General features: G+C 72.3%; 17 protein-coding genes. 9 read left to right on the top strand and 8 right to left on the bottom strand.

The window, feature by feature from the left end; translation table 11 throughout:
- Window positions 1–7 precede the first annotated feature (7 nt).
- Window positions 8–1612: a hypothetical protein gene (locus tag H180DRAFT_RS26455; protein WP_074467012.1), complete on the top strand. Its 1605-nt coding sequence runs from the start codon at window positions 8–10 to the stop codon at window positions 1610–1612.
- Here H180DRAFT_RS26455 and H180DRAFT_RS26450 read toward each other — a convergent pair.
- Window positions 1600–3099, bottom strand: coding sequence for a MocR-like transcription factor YczR (locus H180DRAFT_RS26450; RefSeq protein ID WP_055488666.1), 1500 nt, complete (start codon window positions 3097–3099; stop codon window positions 1600–1602). The genes H180DRAFT_RS26455 and H180DRAFT_RS26450 overlap by 13 nt on opposite strands.
- Window positions 3100–3213: 114 nt before the next feature.
- Between H180DRAFT_RS26450 and H180DRAFT_RS28800 the strand changes: the two genes are divergently transcribed.
- The 4 genes from H180DRAFT_RS28800 (at window position 3214) to H180DRAFT_RS26425 (ending at window position 6913) form a co-directional block, all read left to right on the top strand.
- Window positions 3214–3990, top strand: a complete 777-nt coding sequence (locus tag H180DRAFT_RS28800; protein ID WP_254666195.1) for a membrane protein YczE — start codon at window positions 3214–3216, stop codon at window positions 3988–3990.
- Window positions 3990–4835, top strand: coding sequence for a glycerophosphodiester phosphodiesterase family protein (locus H180DRAFT_RS26435; RefSeq protein ID WP_079100436.1), 846 nt, complete (start codon window positions 3990–3992; stop codon window positions 4833–4835). Before H180DRAFT_RS28800 ends, H180DRAFT_RS26435 begins: the two co-directional genes overlap by 1 nt.
- A 90-nt stretch (window positions 4836–4925) precedes the next feature.
- A complete protein-coding gene (locus H180DRAFT_RS26430) occupies window positions 4926–6275 on the top strand; it encodes an MFS transporter (RefSeq protein WP_055488665.1) in 1350 nt (449 codons plus the stop codon).
- Between the two features lie 254 nt (window positions 6276–6529).
- Window positions 6530–6913, top strand: a complete 384-nt coding sequence (locus tag H180DRAFT_RS26425) for an RNA polymerase-binding protein RbpA (RefSeq protein WP_028434437.1) — start codon at window positions 6530–6532, stop codon at window positions 6911–6913.
- A gap of 140 nt (window positions 6914–7053) precedes the next feature.
- Here the strand turns inward: H180DRAFT_RS26425 and fxsA are convergent, their stop codons facing one another.
- The 5 genes from fxsA to H180DRAFT_RS26400 all read right to left on the bottom strand — a co-directional run bounded on the left by fxsA (window position 7054) and on the right by H180DRAFT_RS26400 (window position 13165).
- Window positions 7054–7686 (bottom strand): FxsA family membrane protein, encoded by a 633-nt coding sequence (fxsA, locus tag H180DRAFT_RS26420; RefSeq protein WP_079100429.1) that lies wholly within the window; start codon window positions 7684–7686, stop codon window positions 7054–7056.
- A gap of 3 nt (window positions 7687–7689) precedes the next feature.
- The gene (locus H180DRAFT_RS26415; protein ID WP_055488664.1) at window positions 7690–8460 is read right to left on the bottom strand and encodes a polyprenol monophosphomannose synthase; all 771 of its coding nucleotides are present in this window, start codon (window positions 8458–8460) and stop codon (window positions 7690–7692) included.
- Window positions 8457–10376 (bottom strand): apolipoprotein N-acyltransferase, encoded by a 1920-nt coding sequence (gene lnt / locus H180DRAFT_RS26410; RefSeq protein ID WP_055488663.1) that lies wholly within the window; start codon window positions 10374–10376, stop codon window positions 8457–8459. Before lnt ends, H180DRAFT_RS26415 begins: the two co-directional genes overlap by 4 nt.
- 664 nt (window positions 10377–11040) lie before the next feature.
- Window positions 11041–12681: an amidohydrolase gene (locus tag H180DRAFT_RS26405; RefSeq protein WP_055488662.1), complete on the bottom strand. Its 1641-nt coding sequence runs from the start codon at window positions 12679–12681 to the stop codon at window positions 11041–11043.
- A 43-nt stretch (window positions 12682–12724) separates the two neighbouring features.
- Window positions 12725–13165, bottom strand: coding sequence for an Lrp/AsnC family transcriptional regulator (locus tag H180DRAFT_RS26400; RefSeq protein ID WP_055488661.1), 441 nt, complete (start codon window positions 13163–13165; stop codon window positions 12725–12727).
- A 200-nt stretch (window positions 13166–13365) separates the two neighbouring features.
- Between H180DRAFT_RS26400 and H180DRAFT_RS26395 the strand changes: the two genes are divergently transcribed.
- Both H180DRAFT_RS26395 and H180DRAFT_RS26390 read left to right on the top strand, forming a co-directional pair.
- Window positions 13366–13752, top strand: a complete 387-nt coding sequence (locus H180DRAFT_RS26395; RefSeq protein ID WP_055488660.1) for a hypothetical protein — start codon at window positions 13366–13368, stop codon at window positions 13750–13752.
- A gap of 127 nt (window positions 13753–13879) precedes the next feature.
- Window positions 13880–14551, top strand: a complete 672-nt coding sequence (locus H180DRAFT_RS26390) for a hypothetical protein (RefSeq protein WP_055488659.1) — start codon at window positions 13880–13882, stop codon at window positions 14549–14551.
- Window positions 14552–14810: 259 nt separating this feature from the next.
- On the opposite strand, the gene H180DRAFT_RS26385 is transcribed toward H180DRAFT_RS26390, so the two are convergent.
- Window positions 14811–15986 carry an acyl-CoA dehydrogenase family protein gene (locus H180DRAFT_RS26385; protein ID WP_055488658.1) on the bottom strand — a complete coding sequence of 392 codons (1176 nt, stop codon included), beginning with the start codon at window positions 15984–15986 and terminating at the stop codon, window positions 14811–14813.
- 380 nt (window positions 15987–16366) lie between these two features.
- On the opposite strand from H180DRAFT_RS26385, the gene H180DRAFT_RS26380 reads away from it, so the two are divergent.
- Window positions 16367–17653, top strand: a complete 1287-nt coding sequence (locus tag H180DRAFT_RS26380) for a glycoside hydrolase family 18 protein (RefSeq protein ID WP_055488657.1) — start codon at window positions 16367–16369, stop codon at window positions 17651–17653.
- 98 nt (window positions 17654–17751) lie between these two features.
- Window positions 17752–19515: a bifunctional 3'-5' exonuclease/DNA polymerase gene (locus tag H180DRAFT_RS26375; protein ID WP_055488656.1), complete on the top strand. Its 1764-nt coding sequence runs from the start codon at window positions 17752–17754 to the stop codon at window positions 19513–19515.
- 67 nt (window positions 19516–19582) lie between these two features.
- Here the strand turns inward: H180DRAFT_RS26375 and H180DRAFT_RS26370 are convergent, their stop codons facing one another.
- Window positions 19583–19996: an HIT family protein gene (locus H180DRAFT_RS26370; RefSeq protein WP_055488655.1), complete on the bottom strand. Its 414-nt coding sequence runs from the start codon at window positions 19994–19996 to the stop codon at window positions 19583–19585.
- Window positions 19997–20001 lie beyond the last annotated feature (5 nt).

The following is a 20001-nucleotide window of genomic DNA, read 5'->3' as shown; positions in this document are numbered from 1 at the left end:
AGGTTCCGTGGTGCGTTGGCCGTTCCCCCGGCAGCCGGCGGGTGCGGGTGCTGCCGTACGTCCGGCCCGCCGCGTTCTGCGGGCCGGCACGGCCGGGGCGCTGGACGTGCTGCATCCGCTGGTCGTGCTCGTCCGCGGTCTGGCACGGCTGACGATGCTGGTGCTGCGCTGGTGGGCCCGTGCGCCCAAGGAGCGGCGCGGCCCCGTGTTCTTCCTGGCCGCGGTGGCGGTGATGGTGGTGGCCCTGATGCCGTGGGGGCCGGCCCTCGCCGTCGCGGTCGTCGTGGGCACAGCCGCCTGGCAGGGACGCGACGGTGCACGGACGGCGGGCGGAGCGGCCCGCGAGGAGGCGGAGAACACGCGCCTCCAGGCTGTCTACGACGCGCTGGTGCCCGTCTTCACGCTGCGGGACGATCCCGATCCGGACCCTCTGTACGCGCACGACGGCGCATGGGAACGGGCTTTCGAGGAGGCCGAGTTCACCGATGACGGCCGCATCGGACGTCTTCTGCTGCGGTATCCGCCCCACTTCCCCGACGGCGATCCCGCCCACCGGCTTGCCGTGGAGCAGCGCGTCGGCGCCAAGTCCGGACGCGACCGCGAGTACCGCTTCGCATGGGACGAGGAGCGCAACCAGCTGGAGATGACGGTCCCTCCGCCTCTGCCGCAGGGCGTCCGGGCCCAGCGCTTCGTGACGGGCCCCGGAGAGATCGTGCTCGGGTTCACGGACGCCGAGGCGCTGCCCCGCCGGATCCCGGTGAACGACGCCGGGCAGGCACGCGACGTCCCGCCGGTGGTATGGCGCACGGGGGCGCGCTCGGGCGAGCCGCATCTGCTCGTCGCCGGGACGCCCGGCGCCGGGTCGAGCACACTGCTGCGGTCGGTGGTGCTCCAGGCACTCCAGCACGGAGACGTGGTCGTCGTGGACGGCAGCGGCTCGGGCGGATTCGCGTGCCTGACGGGGCGTGAGGGCGTACTGGCCGTGGAGACCTCGGCCGGCGGGGCCGTCGCGTCGCTGGAGTGGGTGGTGCACGAGACGGAACGGCGGCTGACGACGGCGAGCCGCGCCCGCCAGGCAGGCCGTCCCGTCCCGGAGGACGTGCGGCGGCCGCTGTGGGTGGTCGTCGACAGGCCCGCGGCTGTCTGCCATCTCGCACGCACAGAGGGGCGACGCGACCCCCGGGAGCTGCTTCAGGTGCCGCTGCGGCACGGGCGGGCGGCGCAGGTGACGGTCGTGGTGGCGGAACACTTCGAGTGCGCACCCGAGTTGGGCCGGGCGGTGCACTCGTGCACCAGGGCCCGGGTGCTGCTCGGCGAGGCGTCGCCGGAGGAGATGTGGGCGGTGCTCGGCGAGGTCACCGTCACACCGCCCGGGGCGCATGCGGGTCCCGGACGTGGCTTCGCACGGCTGGGCGCCGGGCCCGTGCTCCGGCTACAGGTGCCGGCTGCGCCCGACCCCCTGGACGACGCGGCCGGTGAGGCCGAACGCCAGGCCGTGCTGGGGCTGTTGCCTCCGTTGACCACCGCACAGGCAAAGGCGCTGGGGGCACAGGCCGGGCAGTCCTCCGGTGCGTCGCGGACGAAGCCGGAGGCGAGGGCTCAGGCCACGTAGGTGCGGGGCACGTCGCCGTCGGCGACCGCACCTGTGCGCACGAGGTCGGCCGCCTTGGCCAGCCTGGCCACGGCCTCGTCGACGACGGGCCCTGCGACGGTGAACAGCAGCCGCACATAGCCCTCGAAGGCCCCGTCCACACCGAAACGGGTCCCGGCCGGTACCCGTACCCCGATGCGCTCCCCCGCTTCGGCGATGCGCGAGCCGGACAGGCCGCCGGTGCGTGTCCAGAGGGTCAGTCCGCCGCTGGGAACGGTGAAGTCCCAGTCGGGCAGCCTGTCATGGAGCGCGGCGACGAGCGCGTCCCGGTTGGCGCGGGCTCCCGCCCGGCGGGCCGCGACCGCCGCCTCCCAGCCGTCGCCCGTCATCAGCCGTGCCACGGCGAGCTGTTCGAGCACGGGGCTGCCCAAGTCGGCGTAGACACGGGCCGCCACGAGACTGCGGATCACCTCGGGTGCCGCCCTGACCCAGCCGATGCGCAGCCCCGCCCAGACGGCCTTGCTGACCGAGCCGACGGTGATCACGGCGGAGCCGCCGGGGTCGAACGCGGCCATCGGGCGCGGCAGTTCGACGTTCTCGTCGAGCGTCAGGTCGGTCATGGACTCGTCGGCGACGAGGACCGTGCCGGCGGCGCGTGCCGCCGCCACCATCTCCCGCCGCTGATCGTCCGGGGCGAGCGCGCCCGTGGGGTTGTGGTAGTCGGCGATGACGTACGCCATGCGCGGGGCACTCTCGCGGAACGCCTGCCGCCACGCGGGCAGGTCCCAGCCGGCCAGGCCTTCGGCCATGGGCACGGGCACGAGGCGGGCGCCCGCATCGCGCAGCAGGTGCAGGACGTTGGCGTACGAGGGGTGTTCGACGGCGACGCGCTCGCTGCGCGGGACGAGCTGCCGTGCGAGCGCGGCGACGGCGCCCATCGCGCCGGTGGTGACCATGATCTGCTCGGGCATCGTCGGGACGCCGCGGGCGGTGTAGCGCGCCGCCAGTGCCTCCCGCAGGGCGGGCAGCCCTCCGGGGTAGTTCCCGTGGGTGTCCGTGTAGGGCGCCAGGTCCGAGACCGCCCCCTGGAAGGCCTCGGTGAGGTGGGGTTCGGGCGCCAGGAAGGTCGCACAGGCCAGATCGATCACCGACCCGGCGGACTCGGGCGGCAGCGGCTCCAGTCCGCGTGTCGGCAGCGGCTTGCCCGCCGGCACGGCCGTCCAGCTGCCAGAGCCGCGCCGCGAGGCGAGGAAACCCTCGTTGCGCAGTGCCTCGAAGGCGGCGGCGACGGTCGTCCGGCTGACGCGCAGTGCCGCGGCCAGCTCACGCTCGGCGGGCAGGCGGGCGGCAACCGGAATGCGGCCTTCGAGCACGAGGAGGCGCACACCGTCCGCGAGCGAACGGTAGGCCGGTACTCGATGTCCGGCGTCGGCCGCGGTGGCCGCGCGCTGCGACGCCAGCAGCCGGGCGAGCTGCGGAGCACCCACCGCCGAGGTCCACTGCACCATGATTGCGGTCCACCTCTCCCTGATTGGCCATGGATGTGGCCTGTTTCCTGGCACCAGACTGCCACGCAACTGCTCACCGGAGCCAGCAGTGCACCGGAGGGGAAGGAGCCTCCCTTGTCACGTCCGTCTCGCCCGTCACCTCCGTCCGGCCCGACGCAGCCGGGCGGGCACACCGGCAGGCGCCTGGCGCAGCTGTACGCGGGACTCCTCCTCTTCGGAGGCAGCATCGGACTGATGGTGGAGTCCGGTCTCGGCCTCCCGCCGTGGGACGTGCTGCATCAGGGACTTGCCCGGCACACCACCCTCTCGATCGGCACCGTCTCCGTCGTCGCGGGAGCCGTGGTGCTGCTGCTGTGGGTGCCGATGCGGCAGCGGCCGGGACTTGGCACCGTCTCCAACGTCGTCCTGGTCGGGGTGGCGATGGACGCCACGATCCTGCTCACACCGGCACCTGACGCGCTCGCGCTGCGGATCTTCGCGGTGGCCGCAGGGGTGGTACTCAACGGGGTGGCCACCGGCCTGTACATCTCCGCACGCTTCGGCCCGGGCCCGCGGGACGGCCTGATGACCGGCCTGCACCGGGTCACGGGCCGCTCGGTCCGCCTCGTACGCACCGGGATCGAAGCGACGGTGCTGGTCTCCGGACTGCTGCTGGGCGGCACCGCAGGCGCCGGCACCGTCGTGTACGCGCTCGCCATCGGCCCGCTCTCCCAGCTCTTCCTGCGGGTCTTCGCCGTACCGGCAGCACCGGCGGGACCGTCCGACGGTGCACCGCTCATCTTCCCCGGCAGCTCGCACGTGGTGGCACGCGGCACCGGCCGGCGCAACGAGGACGAGACCGTGGGGCGCAGGCGCGCATGGTGGCGCGGGGGCGCGATACTGCGGCGGTGATGAGCACCGATCCTCGGAAGCCCCCGGTCTCCTTCCCCTCACATCCGGCAGCGCTGCGCCGCAAGCCGCGCCATCCCTTCCTCGACCATCCCGGTCCGCTGGCCCTCGCCCACCGTGGCGGTGCCGCGGACGGGCTGGAGAACACGCACAGCGCCTTCGCCCGCGCGGTCTCCCTCGGCTACCGCTATCTCGAAACGGACGTGCACGCCACGGCCGACGGCCGCCTCGTCGCCTTCCACGACGAGACGCTGGACCGCATGACGGACGCCAGCGGCCCGATCAGTGAACTGCCCTGGTCGCAGGTGAGGCGTGCCCGTGTCGGCGGCAGCGAGCCCCTCCCCCTGATGCGGGACCTGCTGCGGGCCTTCCCGGAAGCGCGGTGGAACATCGACGTCAAGGCCGAGCCCGCCCTCGTGCCGCTGCTGGAGTTGCTCTCGGAACAGGGCGCATGGGCTCGCGTGTGTGTGGGCTCCTTCGAGGAGGACCGCGTGGCGCGGGCGCAGGCCATGGCCGGCCCCCGGCTGGCCACCTCGCTCGGCACGCGCGGCGTGGTGAGGCTGCGGCTGCGCTCGTACGGCCTGGTACCGGCGAGGGCGGTGCGGGAGAGCGCCGTGTGCGTCCAGGTTCCCGAACACCGCTCGGGGATCCGCCTGGTGGACGCCGCGTTCGTACGTGCGGCACACGCCCGGTGGATGCAAGTGCACGTATGGACCGTCAACGAGCGAAACCGGATGCGGGAGTTGCTCGACCTGGGAGTTGACGGCATTGTGACCGATCACATCGAAACACTGCGCGACGTCCTCACCGAGCGGGGTGCGTGGATGCCCGGGCCCGGCCCGCGGTAGAGCGGCTGCGGCACACGCGCCGCTTCGCGCACACGCCGGGCGGCCGCGCACCGGGGCCGGGCACGCCGCCGGAGACGAGGGGGCAGGGCAGTGACTGCTGTGGTGACCGGTACCGGGGACGGCACGGCCGACCGCCGCCGTGAACAGCGCGGCTGGTACTTCTACGACTGGGCGAACTCGGTCTTCTCCACCAGCGTCCTGACCGTCTTCCTCGGCCCGTACCTGACGGAGGTCGCCAAGTCGGCCGCGGACGGGGACGGTTACGTGCATCCGCTGGGCCTCCCGGTGCGCGCGGGCTCCTACTTCGCCTACACCGTCTCGCTTTCGGTTCTGCTGTCGGTGCTGGTGCTGCCGATGGCGGGGGCGGTCGCCGACCGTACGGGCCGCAAGAAGCCGATGCTGGGGGTCTTCGCGTACCTGGGCGCGGGCGCCACGGCCGGGATGTTCTTCCTCGAGGGCGACCGTTACGTTCTGGGGGGCGTGCTGCTGGTCGTGGCGAACGTCTCGTTCGCGGCCTCCGCCGTCATCTACAACGCCTTCCTCCCGCAGATCGCCACGCCCGAGGAGCGCGACGCGGTCTCCTCCCGCGGCTGGGCATTCGGCTACGCGGCCGGCTCGGTTGTGCTCGTGGGGAACCTGGCGCTGTTCCTCCAGCACGAGGAGCTGGGGGTCTCCGAAGGTTCCGCGGTGCGGATCTGCCTCGCCTCCGCCGGCGTGTGGTGGGCGGTGTTCACAGTGGTGCCGCTGCTGCGGCTGCGGGAGAGACCCGGGGCGGTGGCGGGTTCGCGCGTCTCGCTGCTCAGCGGATGGCGGCAGCTCGGCCATACGTTCCGTGAACTGCGCCGCTACCGGCTGACGATGCTCTTCCTGCTGGCCTACCTCGTCTACAACGACGGGGTGCAGACGGTGATCACCCAGGCGTCGGTCTTCGGCTCCGAGGAACTGGGCGTGGACCAGACCACGCTCATCGGTGCGGTGCTGCTCGTCCAGGTGCTCGCGGTGGCGGGCGCCCTGCTGATGGGCCGGCTGGCGGCCCGCCACGGCGCCAAGCGCACGGTGCTCGGCTCGCTCGTGGCGTGGACGGCGATAGTCGGCGCAGGGTACTTCCTGCCCGCCGGGGCGCCGGTCTTCTTCTTCGCCCTCGCGGCCGGGATCGGCCTCGTCATGGGGGGCAGTCAGGCCCTCTCCCGCTCGCTGTACTCGCAGTTGGTACCGGCGGGCAAGGAGGCTGAGTTCTTCTCGCTGTACGAGGTGAGCGATCGCGGAACCAGCTGGCTCGGCCCGCTCGTCTTCGGACTCGCCTATCAGCTGACGGAGAGCTACCGGGCTGCAATCATCTCGCTGGTGGTCTTCTTCGTGCTGGGTTTCGTCCTGCTGCTGCGGGTACCGGTGGAGCGGGCGGCGGCCGCGGCGGGCAACCCACGGCCCGACCGGATTTAGAACTTGGGGCGGCGGCGCGGTAGTGTACGCCCTCGGCTCGCCGGATGGACCGTTACTGCATGCCAAAGAGATGGGAACGCTGGGTTACATCTCCTGTCAGTTGTGACAAACCGGTCATTGGTGGGTACACGAAGGGCGGCACGACGGGCGACGCATCTCCCTATTCGGGAATCTTCACCGCCGACCGGACGTTGAGCAGATGACGACGACAGCGACACCTGTCCTGTGGGCGAGAAGCCCGGGAGGCACGATTCATGAGTGAGCGAGCTCTTCGCGGCACGCGACTCGTGGTGACCAGCTACGAGACCGACCGCGGTATCGACCTGGCACCGCGCCAGGCCGTGGAGTACGCATGTGAGAGCGGGCATCGATTCGAGATGCCGTTCTCTGTCGAGGCCGAGATCCCGCCGGAGTGGGAGTGCAAGGTGTGCGGTGCACAGGCACTCCTTGTGGACGGCGAGGGGCCGGAGGAGAAGAAGGGCAAGCCCGCACGTACGCACTGGGACATGCTCATGGAGCGGCGCACCCGCGAGGAGCTGGAGGAGGTCCTCGCGGAACGGCTGGCCGTGCTCAGGTCCGGCACGATGAACCTCGCGGTACATCCGCGCGACGGCAACAACAAGCGCAAGTCCGCGTAAGCGCGCGGCATACGCGCCTTCGGACCCAGCGGATCCACACATCGCGGCGCGGGCCGTGACCTGCTACTGGTCACGGCCCGCGCTCCGGTGTGTACAGAAGGGTCCCGGTGGTACGGGCGGGTCCGCACCACTTCAGGGAGCTAGCGGGAGGGCGGCTCGTCGTCGCGGACGACCTCGCCCTCGACGACCTTGCCGTCGGGCCTGTGCATGCGCATCTGGTTCTCCGCCCTGCGGGCCTGCTGGTAGGCGTCGCCGAAGGTGCCCGGCGCGAATCCGGACCGCCGCTCCAGATGACGCTGGGCGGTGCGCCTCATCAGGGCTGCCGTCGGGGGAAAGATGCACAGCAGGCCCAGCGCGTCCGAGATGACACCCGGCACCATGATCAGCAGTCCGCCGAGCATCGTCAGCGCGTTGCCGCCGCGGGAGCTCTCCGACCCCTCAGGCGGGGCCTCCCCCTTCTGGGCGGCCTGCTGGGCCTGCTGAATGCTCTCCGTGAGCCGCTGCCACGCGCGGCGACCGGCACGCTTGATGACGAAGACGCCGAGCACGAAACCGGCGGCCAGCAGTCCGAGCACCGCGAGGCCGCCCACGGCCTCGCCGATGAGGATCAGCAGCCAGATCTCCAGGAGCGCCCACGCCGCCACCGCCAGAGGCAGGAACCTGCGTGTGCGTGACGGACGGGGGCCACCCGGGCCCTGCCGCCCGCTCGTGGAGCGGCCGGAGCCCTGCTCGTCGTGAGGCGGCTCGAACGGGTACGGTGCGCGACTCGTCATGCCTCAAGTGTGCCTGCGGTCGAGGGCCCGCTTCACGCGGCCCTCGACGCCCCAGGCGGTCACCCGCCACAAGGCCTCGACCATGATGTCGCGGCTCATCTTCGAATTGCCCCGCACCCGCTCGACGAACGTGATCGGCACCTCGACGACGTGATAGCCGGCGCTGACCGCCCGGTTCGCGAGGTCGACCTGGAAGCAGTAGCCCTGCGAGGCCACATCGTCCATCCCCAGCCCTTTGAGGGTCTCGCTGCGGAAGGCGCGGAAGCCGCCGGTGATGTCACGCAGCGGCAGGCCGAGCATCACACGCGAGTAGACGCTGCCGCCGCGGGAGAGAAGACGGCGCGAGCGTGGCCAGTTGACGACCCGTCCGCCCGGGACCCACCGCGAACCGAGCACCAGATCGGCGCCCTTGAGCGCCGTCAGCAGGCGCGGCAGCTCCTCGGGCTGGTGGGATCCGTCGGCGTCCATCTCCACCAGTACGCCGTATCCGTGGTCGATGCCCCATCGGAAGCCTGCGAGGTAGGCGGCACCGAGGCCCTGCTTGCCGGGCCGGTGCAGTACGTGGACGTGCTCGTCCTGCTTGGCGAGCCGGTCCGCGATCTCGCCGGTGCCGTCCGGACTGTTGTCGTCGGCGACCAGGATGTGCGCGTCGGGCACAGCCTCACGCACGCGGGCGGTGACGGATTCGATGTTGCCGGCCTCGTTGTAGGTCGGGATGATCACCAGAACCGTGCCGAGCGGGCCGTACTGCCGCGCCTGTCCGCCGTCCGTCACCGCTGCTGCCCCTCTTGCTTCCGCTGTGCATCGGTCTGCTGCACCTTCCCCGTCCGCCGTGTCCACCGGAGGCCGGTCCGGCTGCGCCGGCCCGTGTACCAGGCCGCGGCACAGGCGAGAACGCCCACCATAGCGATCACCCACTCCGGTACGGCGCCGACGCGGTCGGCCAAGGTGATCTCGTCACGAAGCGGAAGCCTGGCGCTGAGCACGTCGCGCTCGAATTCCTGCGTGCGCTGCTTGATCGTGCCGTCGGGGCCGACGACGGAGCTGATGCCGCTGGTGGCGGCCGTGACGACGGCGCGGCCGTGCTCGACCGCCCTCAGCTTGGACATCACCAGCTGCTGTTCGGGCTGGCCCGTCCTGCCGTAAGTGGCGTTGTTGGTCTGGACGACCAGGGCACGGGCTCCGTCCTTGACGGTGGCCCGGGGGATCTCGTCGTAGGCGACCTCGAAGCAGATCACGTCGCCGAGGCGGGCGGGCCCGGTCTGCAGGACGCCCGTGCGGTCGCCGGGCCAGAAGTCACGGGGAATCTGCTGAAGGCGGGTGATGACCTTGCTCAGCTCGTCGCGGAAGGGCACGTACTCGCCGAAGGGCACGGGGTGCTGCTTGGTGTACGAAGCACCGGGCCCCTTCTCCGGATCCCACACGATGCCCTGGTTCTCGACGTACCCCCTGGTGCCCGGATGGTCGACGAGGGCCCCCACCAGAATGGGGACGCCCACCGCCTTCGCGGCCTCGTCGATGCGCTCGCGGGCCTCGGGCCACCGGTACGGGTCGAGGTCGGAGGAGTTCTCCGGCCAGATGACCAGGTCGGGCTGCTCGGCCTTCCCCGCCTTGATCCGCCGTGCGAGGTCGAGGGTGGTGTCGACGTGGTTGTTGAGGATCTTCATGGGGCGGCCGAGGAAGTTCATCCCCGGCTGCTCCACATTGCCCTGCACCACAGCGATGTCCGCCGTGTCGTCCGCAGCGGTGGGCACGGGCACGGCGTACCCCGCGGCGGTCACGAGCGTCGCCAGGGCCAGTGAGGAGAGCAGCGGCGCCAGCGGACGGCGGGATCCCGTCCGGGCAGGGGCAGACGTAGCTCCGGGCTCCGGCTTCCCGTGCTCTTGCTGCTGAGTCCGGCCTGCTGCCCGCACGCCGCGCAGGTGCCAGAGCGCGAGCGCCGCCGCGGCGAGGGCGGTGCCCGTCAGCGCCGCGGCGTAGGTGACCAGCGGCGCCCCGCCCAGCGCGGCGAGCGGCGTGTAGGGCGACCCGGTATTGGCGAATGCCAGCCGCCCCCAGGGGAAGCCCCCGAAAGGCACACGGTCACGGGCCCATTCCTCGGCGACCCACAGGCAGGCGCCCCACAGCGGCCACAGCGGCAGCCGGGAGGTGGCGGCGAGCGCGGCACCGAGGGCCGCGACGAACAGCGACTCGATGAAGGCGAGCCCCAGGACCGCGTCCCATCCGACCACGTGAAGCCACTTGAGCAGCATGACGAAGAAGGGCCACCCGAACGCGAATCCCGTCCAGGCCCCCTGGCGGACGGTCCGGCCGCGGGTGAGCAGGCTGAGCGCGGCGACCGTCAGCAGCGACAGCGGCCACAGACCGTAGGGCGGGAAGGCGAGGGCCAGCGCGAGGCCGGCGAGGGCGGCGGCCGCTGTGCGGGCCGCTTCGCGCCTGACGAGGGTGCCAAACCGTGACAGCCTGCCGCCCCGACGCGCTGCCGCAGCCGCGGCGTCGCCGCTGACGGGCCGGGCGTCCGCAGGAACGGGCGGTTGCTGTGCCGCCGTGGCGGTGGCCCCGTCCCGGCCCGCGGTTCCGCTTCCGCTCTGCGGGCCCCTGGTGCGCGGCGACTCCTCCGGACCGTGCGGCCGGTCGGCGGACTGGCCGCCGGCGGCGGATTCGGCGGTGGTGTCGGAACCCGGTGGCAAGGTCGCGCCCTTCCTGCAGGTCGTGCGGTGGTGAAGCGACCGTATAACGGCGGTGCGCCTTCGCGGGGGCGGGGCAGGGAATGCCGCAGCGGACCAGGGGATGTGCTGCGGCCGCGGCGCCCCGAGGCCTCCGAGCCCGCAGGGCGGGAGGCGCCGACGGCAGGCAGCGGTGAGCCGGGAGCGCATGCGGCAGGGCGGCGGGACAGGAGCGGAATGCGGCGGCCAGCCCGGTGATCGCACGGCGCGAGTCGCGGGGACATCTGCGGGTCGGGGCCCGGTGCCCTTCGGGCCGACCTGGGACCCGCTGGCTGCGAGTCGACCGAGAGCCGTTGTCTACTGAGCATCCGGGCCCCACCCGGGTCACACCCGCCGGCCAGCCTCGACCTTTCAACCCCCGTGCCGCTGGCGCTGGACCTGGCTCCCAGTGGTGATGTCCCGGTGCGGTACACCACCCCCTGGCCCAGCGGCGTTCGACGACTGCGCGGGGAACGGCTGGCCGGACGTCCTGTGGTGGACCTGGCCGAACCTACCCGTCGCCGGGCATCGGCTGTCAACAGCGACGCTACCTGCGGCGTTTCGCCGAATCAGCAGGTCAGTCAGGCGCAGGGAGCGCGGCGGTCACAGCCTGAGGGCCCGTCGGCGGCGTGTAACGGACACTCATACATCACTCGTTCGGCCGCTCGTGGACCGTCACTCCCCTCACCACCGTCCGCAGGCACACGGGCAGTTGGCCGCCGGGCGTGAGATCGGGCAGGCCGGGGGTCCCTGAGCGGGGGTCGGTAGACCAGTTGGCGACGCGCGAGTCGGGCGTCTGCACGACCAGTTCACCGGTACGCCAGAGCGCGTAATCGGCGGGTGCGCCGGGGACGAGCACCCCCGCCTCGTCGGAGCCGACCGCGCGCCGCCCGCCGCGGGTGTGCGCGGTGAACCCGCCGCGCACGGAGATGCGGTGCCCGGGTGTGCGATGGAAGGCGGCAGCCCGGATGGCCGCCCAGGGGCCCAAGGGCGTCACGGGGCTGTCGGAGCCGAAGGCAAGAGGCACCCCGGCGCGCTGCAGCGCCGCGTACGGGTTGAGGCCGGCGGCACGCTCCTGGCCGAGCCGCGCCGCGTACATGCCGCCGGGACCGCCCCAGGCCGCGTCGAAGGCGGGCTGTACGGACGCGGTGAGGGCGAACTCGGCGAACGCGGCGATGGTTTCCTCGTTCAGCATCTCGGCGTGCTCCACGCGGTGGCGTGCCGCGCGCACCCGGTCCGTACCCACGCGTTCCGCGGCGGCCCGCACGCCGTCGGTCACGGCCATCAGCGCCGCGTCTCCGATGGCGTGGAAGCCGGCCTGGAGACCGGTCTCGGTGCACGCGGCGACGTGGGCGGCGATGCCTGCGGAGTCGAGATAGGCGTTGCCGGTGTGGTCGGCGTCGGCGTAGGGCGCGCACAGGTGCGCCGTGCGGGAGCCGAGGGAGCCGTCCACGAAGAGGTCACCGGCGGCCCCGACGGCGCCGAGGGCGCGGATTCGGGCGGCGTCGGCCTCGCAGGTGACGGGTTGTGCCCAGTAACCGTGCACGCGGGGCCCGTCGCCCTGCGCGGCGAGGGAGAGCAGCGCGGTGAAGTCGTCCTCGCTGGAGATGCCCGGGCCTGCGCACTCGTGGAGGTCGCTGATGCCCAGGGAAGCGGCGTGGGCGAGCGCCGCCTCCTGGGCCTCGGCGCGGCGGGCCGGTGTGAGGGTGGAGTGGGCCTGTTCGCGTACGGCGTGGTGCGCGTCGCGGGTGAGGGGCCGGTCGTCGGCGAACCCGGGCAACTCGGCGATGCGGGGGACAAGTTCGAGGGCCGAGGTCGAGACGAGCGCCGAGTGCACGTCCGTGCGGGAGAGATACAGGGGCCGCCCGCCCGTGGCCTCGTCCAGCTCCGCACGGGTGGGATGACGGCCCTCGGGCCAGTGCGTGGCGTCCCAGCCGTGACCGATGAGGACCCGGTCGCCCGGCCGCGATGCGGCGTAGCCGCGGATGCGGGCCAGAGCGTCGCGGAGTGTGGCGACGCCGGTCAGGTCGAGGCCCGTCAGGGCCAGCCCCGTGGCAGTGGTGTGCACATGTGCGTCTGTGAAGGCGGGGGTGACGAGCGCGCCCTCGAGATGGACGACTTCGTCGACTCCGTCGGCGAAGGAGTCGGCGGCCCCTTCGGAGCCGATCCAGGCGATGCTGCCGCCCTGCGTGACCATCGCCGTGGCGAAGGGGTCCGCGGGGCTGTGCACCTCCCCGCCGCGGAGCAGGACGGTGCGGTTCTCGTGCCCGGTGGCGGTGCGCTCGCTCATGGCGACAAGTCTCCCGTTCCGCCGCCGGCGGGCACCGGGCGGGTCAGACGGACGGGGGGCGCGCCTCATACGGGGTGGAGAGGACGACCGTCGTACGGGTGGAGACGCCGGAGAGGGTGCGGATGCGGGCGAGGAGGTGTTCGAGGGCGATGGGCGTGCCGACGCGGACTTTCAGGATGTAGTTCTCGTCGCCTGCGACGCTGTGGCACGCCTCGATCTCCGGTACCTCCGCGAGGCGTTCGGAGATGTCGTCGGGCGCACTCGGGTCGAAGGGCTTGACCGAGATGAAGGCCGTGAGCGGCAGGCCGACGGCCTCCGGGTCCACGAGGGCCGCGTATCCGCGGATGACACCGCGCTGTTCGAGCCGGCGCACTCGCTGGTGCACGGCCGAGGTCGACAGGCCCGTCGCCTTGCCCAGGTCGGTGTAGCTCATGCGCCCGTCCTTGACGAGCAGCTCGACGATTTGGCGATCCACTTCCTCCACAGCAGGTCAACCTACTGTGCCGGGCGCACTCGGGCACAGCGGGCGCAGGGAGGAGCGCACGTCGGAGCCCGGCGTGTGACGAAGGCCACATCGATGCTCCCGTGTCCCCGGGCGTGCGGCGATTACGCGAATGACGCCACGGGAAGTGCTTGCTGAGGCCGGGGCACGATGCCCGGCAGGTCCACATGAGGGGGATTTGCATGCGCACTGAGAAGCGGGTCCGTACTTCCGAGGAGGCCGCCGTGGCGGTACGGGAGGAGACGGCCGCCGAGGGGGCGTACGAGGAGGAAACCTTCGACATCGTCCGGGTGACCTGCCCGGACTGCGGCCGGCCGATCGCGCTTCTCGCGCAGGAGGACAGGCTCCCCGAGCACGCGCTGTGCGCCTCGCCGTGGAATCCGTTCGGGCTGACGGTCTGCCAGGGCTCCGGTCGTGCCGCGGCCGAGGCGGCGGTGGGTGACGGTGAAGCGGTCCAGGAACACGGGCTGACGGCGCTGCTGACGCTTCCGGAAGGGCTGGACTGGCGGCGGCAGCCGTTCTCGCATGCGGGCGGCCGGCGCACACTGTCGCTGATGGGAGACGCCTAGCCGGCGGGGGCAGAGCGGCCGGCCTCCCCCCGGGACGTGTCTTCGCCGCCCGGCAGGTGGATACAGCGCCGTCCTTGGGCACTCGTGTCGTCTCCGAAGGCACCGCATCGACACGAGCGAGGCCCCCATGACACAGACGCAGAGCAGGCCGGGGACGAAACCGGCGCGGCGGTCCTCGGACCGGGCGACGGTCCGGGCGCTGCTGGAGACGCACGGCCGTACGTACGCCGAGCAGGCGGGCATCAAGCTGCGGGACACCCCGTCGCCGCTGTACCGGCTGCTGGTGCTCTCGATGCTGCTCTCCGCCCGCATCCGCGCGGACGTCGCCGTCGCCGCGGCCCGGGCGCTCTCGGACGCCGGCATGACGGATGCCCGGCGGATGGCGGAAGCGACGTGGCAGCAGCGGGTGGACGCCCTCGGTGTGGGCGGCTACCGCCGCTACGACGAGCGCACCTCCACCCAGCTCGGTGACGGCGCTGAGCTGCTGCTGCGCAAGTACAAGGGCGACCTGCGGCGCATGCGCGGAGAAGGACGGGTCGCACAGCTGCTGCGCGAGGTGCCGGGGATCGGACCCACGGGCGTCGACATCTTCCTGCGGGAGGCGCAGGAGGTGTGGCCGGAGTTCGGCCCGTACATCGACCAGAAGGCACAGCAGGGCGCGCAGCGGCTGGGTCTGCCCGCCTCGCCCTCGAAGCTGGCCGGTCTTGTCACCGAACGTGACCGGGCGCGGTTCGCGGCGGCGTTGGTGCGTGCGGCACTCGACAAGAAGGTGGTCGAGGACGTGGAGGCGGCGGTCTAGGGGCTGCCCGGCGGATCTTCGTGGATCAGCGAGGGGCGTCCGGCGCATGGGGCCTCCCCCGCGAAAGCGAGGGGACGCATCGCAAGGCGGAGGGTCGTCCTCATACTGGGCGTATTCGGGCGATCCCGACAACGCGGCGAGGTGCGGTGCCGGGAGTCGCGAGCCCGCGAAGACCGCCGGACAGGCCCTAGCGGTATCGCCCCCGCGCGGATGCGGGGGCGCCGTGCTCCGGCGGGCAGGGGCATCGTGCCGCCGCGGGTCAGCGGCGGCTCTCGGGGCCCGCGAGCTGACGGGCGACCACCATGCGCTGGATCTGGTTGGTGCCCTCGACGATCTGCAGGACCTTGGCCTCCCTCATGTAGCGCTCGACAGGGAAGTCGGCGGTGTAGCCGTATCCGCCGAGGAGCTGCACGGCGTCGGTGGTCACGCGCATCGCGGCGTCGGTGCAGAACAGCTTCGCCATGGCGGCCTGCTTCCCGAAGGGGACTCCCGCATCCCGCAGGCGCGCGGCGCTCAGATACAGGGCACGGCCCGCCTCGATCTGTGTCGCCATGTCGGCGATCATGAAGCGCAGGCCTTGGAAGTCGGCGATGGGCCGGCCGAACTGTTCACGCTCGAGCATGTACGCGAGGGCCTCGTCCATGGCGGCCTGTGCGACGCCGACAGCGCATGCGGCGATGCCCAGCCGGCCGGACTCCAGCGAGGAGAGCGCCACGGTCAGGCCCTGGCCCTCCTCGCCGATGCGGCGTGCGTCGGCTACGCGTACGCCGTCGAAGTGGACCTGTGCGGTGGGTGATCCGTTCATTCCCATCTTGCGCTCGGGCGCCGCCGCGCTCAGGCCGCCGGCGTCGCCGGGCACGAGGAACGCCGTGATGCCGCGCGGTCCTTCGCCGCCCGTGCGAGCGAGCACGGTGTAGAAGTCGGCGACTCCCCCGTGGGTGATCCACGCCTTGGTGCCCTCCAGGACCCACTCGTCGCCGTCCCTCGTGGCGCGGGTGCGCAGGGAGGCCGCGTCGGAGCCGGAGGAGGGTTCGGACAGGCAGTACGCGCCCAGGGTGCCGCCGCCGAGCATGGCGGGGAGGTGGTCCGCGCGCTGCTGCTTGGTCCCGAAGACGGCGAGCGCGTGGCAGGAGAGGGTGTGGACGCTGGTGCCGAGCCCGACGGTCAGCCGCGCCGCGGCCAGTTCCTCGAGCACCTGGAGATAGACCTCGTAGGGCTGGCCGCCACCGCCGAACTCCTCCGAGTACGGGAGTCCCAGCAGCCCCGATTCGGACAGCAGCGTGAAGATCTCACGCGGAAAGCGGCCCGCTGCCTCTTCGTCGCCCGCGTCGGGGCGGATCTCCCGCTGTACGAGTTCGCGCACGAGGGCCAGCAGGTCACGGGCTTCCTGTGTGGGCACTTGACGCTGGACCGGCTGGGGTCCGTGTTGAGGCATCACGACGCTCTCCTCCTGTTCGGGGGCTGCGGCGGCGGTCCGGGGTGTGGATGGCGCCGCCGTAACAGGACCACGGCCGGGGGCCGGGCCCTGCGCGAGACCGCTTCGCCTGTGACGCCGTGTCGGGTTGCGACGGGGACTGACCAGGGGTTGCGGCGAAAAAATTATGCCCGATGGGCGGCATCCCGTCACCGGCGGCAAGAACTGGAGCCGCCCTGCGCGAGGGACAACCCGATTGGTACAAACCATTGACACACTGGTCTAGTCCTTCTACATTCCGGCGATAGCTTGCCTTGCCGTCGCATTGGTGGCGGTCAGTCATCCCGGCCCGCACCGAGGGGCCTTCAGCAGCGTCTCCCCCAACTCCCCTGAGGAGAGCCATGACCGGACTGTTCGTACGACGACGCAGACCCGCTCCTCCCGCACCCCGGCGCCGCCCTCTCGTCCTCGCCGCCGCCGGATTCGCGGCCGTCCTCGCGCTCACGCTCCCGGGAACCGGCGCGGCCGCGGCCCCCGCGGCAGGTGCGCACGCGGCCGCACAGCCCGCGAAGGGCCAGCAGCAGGCGGGCGGAAAGCTGGTGGGCTACTTCGCCAACTGGGACGTCTACCAGCGCAATTACCACGTCAAGGACATCGAGACCTCGGGAGCCGCCGCCGAACTCACGCACATCAACTATGCGTTCGGCAACGTGCAGGGCGGAAAGTGCACGGTCGGCGACGGATTCGCCGACTACGAGAAGGCCTACACCGCCGAACAGAGCGTCGACGGGAAGGCCGACAGCTGGGACCAGCCGCTGCGCGGCAACTTCAACCAGCTCCTCAAACTCAAGCAGAAACACCCGGAGTTGAAGGTGCTGTGGTCCTTCGGCGGCTGGACCTGGTCCGGCGGCTTCGGTGAGGCTGCGAAGAACCCCGCGGCCTTCGCGGACTCCTGCCACAAGCTGCTCAACGACGAGCGCTGGGCGGGGCTGTTCGACGGCATCGACATCGACTGGGAGTACCCCAACGCATGCGGGCTCTCCTGCGACGAGAGCGGCCCTGGTGCCTTCAGGGAGGTGATGAAGGCGCTGCGCGCGAAGTTCGGCGGGGAGAAGCTGGTGACGGCCGCGATCACCGCCGACGCGTCGGCCGGGGGCAAGCTGGAGGCGGCCGACTACGCGGGAGCCGCACAGTACGCCGACTGGTATCTGCCCATGACCTACGACTACTTCGGCGCCTGGGACGCTCAGGGGCCGACCGCGCCGCACTCCCCGCTGACCGGCTACGACGGCATCCCCAAGGACGGCTTCAACGCCGCGGCCACCGTCTCGAAGCTGACCGGAATGGGCGTGCCCGCGGAGAAGCTCCTGCTGGGCCTCGGCTTCTACGGGCGCGGCTGGGACGGCGTGAGCCAGTCGCAGCCGGGCGGTACCGCGACGGGACCCGCCCCCGGGACTTACGAACAGGGCATCGAGGACTACGAGGTGCTCAAGAGCCGCTGCCCCTCCACCGGTACGGTCGCCGGCACCGCGTACGCACACTGCGGCAGCCAGTGGTGGAGCTACGACACCCCGGCGACCATCGGAAGCAAGAGCGACTGGGCCGCTCAGCAGGGCCTCGGCGGTTCCTTCGTGTGGGAGCTCAGCGGTGACACGCCGGACGGTGAACTGATCAAGTCCATCCGGTAGGCGGGCCCGTCCTCAGGCCGCCGGCCCTCACCTGTCCCGCGCCCCGTGAGCGTCACGGGGCGCGAGGCGTTGTCAGTGCCCGGTGGAAGACTCCCCACATGACCGGTGACCTGGGCACGGCGGTGCGGTGGGCGCTGGCCGAGACTGACGACGGACGGGCACAGGTCTGCCCGCTGGGTGGTGACGGGAAGCCGGCGGGGCCCGTGCGCACCGAGAAGTCCTGCGTATCGGCAGTGCGTTCCCGTCCCGGCGTCGCACGGTGGGTGTGGCGGTCGAGTGCGGCGGTGCATCCGCGGCTGGCCGACGCGGGCGTCCACGTGGAGCGGTGCTACGACGTGGAGACGGCGGAGGCGCTGCTGCTCGCGCACGAGGGGCGGCACGGCGCGCCCCGCTCCCTTGCCGCGGCGTGGGCCCGTCTGTACGGGCTGCCCGTACCGTCTGACCCTCCGGCAGCCTCACGGGGCGCCGAGGCGGCGCCGTCGCTGTTCGACGCGGGCCCCACACCCCTGCCGGAGGGCGTCGAGCCGATGACGGCGCTCCTGGAGGCGTACGCGGCACAGCTGGAGCGCACCACGGCCGCGGAACACCCCGAGCGGATGAGGCTGTTGCTGGCGGGTGAGTCGGCGGGGACGCTCGTCGCGGCGGAGATGGGGCGGGCGGGGGTGCCGTGGCGGGCGGACGTCCACCGCGAGCTGCTGGAGGAGCTGCTCGGCGAGCGGTACGGCGGCGACGGCCTTCCGCGGCGGCTGGCCGAGCTGGAGGAGGAGGTGTCCGCGGCGTTCGGACCGGGGATGCGGGTGCGTCCCGATCTGCCGGCGGACGTGCTGCGGGCATTCGCGCAGGCGGGCGTGAAGCTCTCCTCGACGAGGGCGTGGGAGCTGCGCCGTGTCGATCATCCGGCGGTCGAGCCGCTGCTGGCGTACAAGAAGCTCTACCGGTTGTGGACCGCACACGGCTGGTCCTGGCTGCGCTCGTGGGTGCGGGAGGGCCGCTTCCGCGCCGAGTACGTGCCGGGCGGTGCGGCGTCGGGCCGCTGGACGACGAACGGCGGCGGCGCGCTGCAGATCCCGAAAGTTGTTCGCCGCGCTGTCGTCGCCGACCCGGGATGGCGGCTGGTCGTCGCCGACGCCGGGCAGATGGAGCCGCGGGTGCTCGCGGCGGTCTCGCGCGATCCCGGGCTGATGGCGCTCGCCGGCAGCGACGAGGACCTGTACACGGCGCTGTCGCAGCGGGCGTTCGGCGGGGACCGCGCGCAGGCCAAACTCGCCCTGCTCGGCGCGGTGTACGGACAGACGAGCGGCGACGGGTTGCGCAACATGGCAGCGCTGCGCCGGCGTTTCCCCCTCGCAGTCGCCTACGTGGACGACGCTGCGAGGGCCGGTGAGGAGGGCGGGCTGGTGCGTACGCATCTGGGCCGCACCTGTCCGCCCGCCGGGCCCGCGGACGGCGACGGGCATGGGGACGGGGAGGGGGAGGGGGAGCGCACCGGGCCGGAGTCGGAGAGCATCCGGGAAAGCGGCGGCGAGAGACCGCCCGGGCCCCCTGCAGGGTCCGGTGCGGTTTCGGGCGCGGCACGCGCGCGGGGGCGCTTCACGAGGAACTTCGTGGTGCAGGGAAGTGCGGCCGACTGGGCGGTGCTGATGCTGGCGGCGCTGCGCCAGAACCTGGCAGGTTCGCCGGCCGAGCTGGTCTTCTTCCAGCACGACGAGGTGATCGTGCACTGTCCCGCGGAACAGGCGGAGCAGGTCGCCGAGGCGATCACCGACGCGGGAGAGCGGGCGGGACGGGCGGCCTTCGGCGACACCCCCGTGCGGTTCGCCTTCAGCACAGCCGTCGTGGAGTGCTACGCGGACGCCAAGTAGGCCCGGCACGGCCCCCGGTGACCGGCGGAGCAACCTGCTGCACCGCCGCACCGGGGGATCTTCCGGCTCACTCCCCCAGCGCGGAGCGCAGCCGGGCGGCGACTGCCGCTGCCTCGGCCTCGCTGCCGTAGCGGGTGCGGGGCCAGAAGAAGCCGCGCAGACCGTCCTTGCGATTGCGGGGGACGACGTGCGTGTGGAAGTGCGGCACGGACTGGCTGATCCGGTTGTTCGCCGCGACGAACGAACCGGCCGCCTCCATGCCGGCCTCCACGGCGGCGGTGATGCGCTGCACCCGCTCGAAGAACGGGCCCACGCCGCCGGCGGGCAGGTCCGTCAGCGTCTCGTGGTGCTCACGCGGTACGACGAGAGTGTGGCCGGGGAAGAGCGGCCGCACGTCGAGGAAGGCCACCACGAACTCGTCCTCGAGGACGCGGTGGCTCTCGCGGCGGCCGGCGACGATGTCACAGAAGATGCAGTCCACGCCCC

Origin of the sequence: Streptomyces sp. WMMB 322, assembly GCF_900090145.1 — a bacterium.
Classification (GTDB): domain Bacteria; phylum Actinomycetota; class Actinomycetes; order Streptomycetales; family Streptomycetaceae; genus Streptomyces.
The sequence above is the reverse complement of the archived record's forward strand: the minus strand, read 5'-3'. Positions and strand labels throughout refer to the sequence as shown.